The following is a 1,870-nucleotide window of genomic DNA, read 5'->3' as shown; positions in this document are numbered from 1 at the left end:
CCAAGCGGTACGGCGCCACCACGGCCGTCGACCAGTTGACCTTCACCGTCCGGCCGGGCACCGTCACCGGCTTCCTCGGCCCCAACGGCGCGGGCAAGTCCACCACGCTGCGGATGATCCTGGGCCTCAACACCCCCACCGAGGGCAGCGTCACCGTGGCCGGGGTGCCCTTCGCGAACCGGCCGCGCGGCCTGCGGCACGTCGGCGCCCTGCTGGACGCGGGCGACGTGCACGGCGGGCGCAGCGCCCGGGCGCACCTCGCGGCGCTGGCCCGCAGCAACCGCATCCCGCTCGGGCGGGTGGAGGAGGTGCTGGCGGAGGTCGGGCTCGGCAAGGCCGCCGGGCGGCGGATCGGCGGCTACTCGCTGGGCATGAAGCAGCGGCTCGGCATCGCGGGGGCGCTGCTCGGCGATCCGCCGGTGCTGCTCTTCGACGAGCCGCTGAACGGGCTGGACCCGGAGGGCGTGCTGTGGGTGCGCGGGCTGTTCCGCCGGCTCGCGGACGAGGGGCGGACGGTGTTCGTCTCCAGCCACATGATGGCCGAGATGGAGCACACCGCGGACCGGCTGGTGGTGATCGGGCGCGGGCGGCTGATCGCCGACGAGAGCCTCGCCGAGTTCTCGGCCCGCAACGCGGAGACCTCCGTGGCCGTACGCGCGCCGGAACTCGCCTCGCTGGAGCCGGCGTTGCGGGCCGATGGGGCGGAGGTACGGCGGGTGGAGCCGCAGTTCGCGATCGTCACCGGGCTGCCCGCCGAACGGATCGGCGAACTCGCGCTGCGGCACGGCGTGGTGCTGCACGAGCTCGCCACCCGGACGTCGTCCCTGGAGTCGGCGTTCATGTCCCTGACCGCCGACAGCGTCGAGTACCTGGCTGGAGAGGCCCGATGAGCACCGTGACCGCCACCTTCACCGAGCCGGCGCCCCGGTTCACCGACCTGCTCGCCGCCGAGTGGATCAAACTGCGCTCGCTGCGCTCGACGTACTGGGTGCTGGCGCTCGCCGCGCTGGCGGCGATCGTGGTCAACCTCAACGCCGTGCACACCGACCTGACGTACATCGACCACCCGTCGCCACGGCTGCCCGGCATGCCGCCGTACCGGTACGACCCGCTGTTCCACGGCCTGGGCAACATCTCCAGCGACCTGATGGCGGTCGCGGCCGGCAGCCTCGGGGCGATCACCGTGTTCGGCGAGTACACCACCGGCCTGATCCGCACCACCTTCGCCGCCGTCCCCGACCGGCGGGGCGTGATCGCGGCCAAGGTGCTGCTGATCGGCGGGATCACCACGCTCGCCGGGGTGGTGGTGTCGGTGGTGTCCTTCTTCGGCACCAACGCGATGCTGGCCTCCCGGCACGTCGGGCTCTCCATCACCGACGACGGCTGTCTGCGGGCGGTGCTCGCCTACGCGGCGATCGTGCCGACCTGCGCGCTGATCGGGATGGCGCTGGGCGCGCTGCTACGGCACGCCACCGCCTCGATCGTGTCGCTGGTGATGCTGATGTTCATCCTGCCGATGATGTTCGGCGGGGACCGGTACCGCTGGCTGAAGGAGATCGGCACCCACCTGCCGCTGGCCACCGTCCAGCGGCTCACCATCAACCCCAACTCCATGACCACGATGGGGAAGTACGCGCCGAGCGTGCTGGACTCGTGGATCACCATGGGGCTATGGGCGGCCGCCGCGGTGGCGGTGACGGTGGTCGTGGTGCGGCGCCGGGACGTGTGAACCGGCCCTGACGCCCGGCCCTGACGCCCGGCCCCGACGCCCGGCCCTGAGGCGGTCAGGCCGAGGCGGCCTTGGTGCGGAAGGCGCGCAGGGTGTCGGCGGGGACGCCGCAGGCGGGGAGGAACGCCTCGGCGCCGCCGT

General features: G+C 73.0%; 2 protein-coding genes. Both read left to right on the top strand.

Annotated features, from left to right (window positions below; all coding sequences use genetic code 11):
* Positions 1-890: ABC transporter ATP-binding protein (locus J0670_RS37010; RefSeq protein ID WP_207817165.1), on the top strand; the 890-nt coding region annotated here is incomplete at its 5' end.
* Positions 887-1,729 (top strand): ABC transporter permease, encoded by an 843-nt coding sequence (locus tag J0670_RS37005; protein ID WP_207817164.1) that lies wholly within the window; start codon positions 887-889, stop codon positions 1,727-1,729. The genes J0670_RS37010 and J0670_RS37005, both read left to right, overlap by 4 nt.
* The last annotated feature ends 141 nt before the right edge of the window (positions 1,730-1,870 follow it).

Source organism: Streptomyces sp. FH025, from assembly GCF_017427025.1.
In the GTDB taxonomy this organism is placed as follows: domain Bacteria; phylum Actinomycetota; class Actinomycetes; order Streptomycetales; family Streptomycetaceae; genus Kitasatospora.
This window is presented reverse-complemented; position numbering and strand designations above follow the sequence as displayed.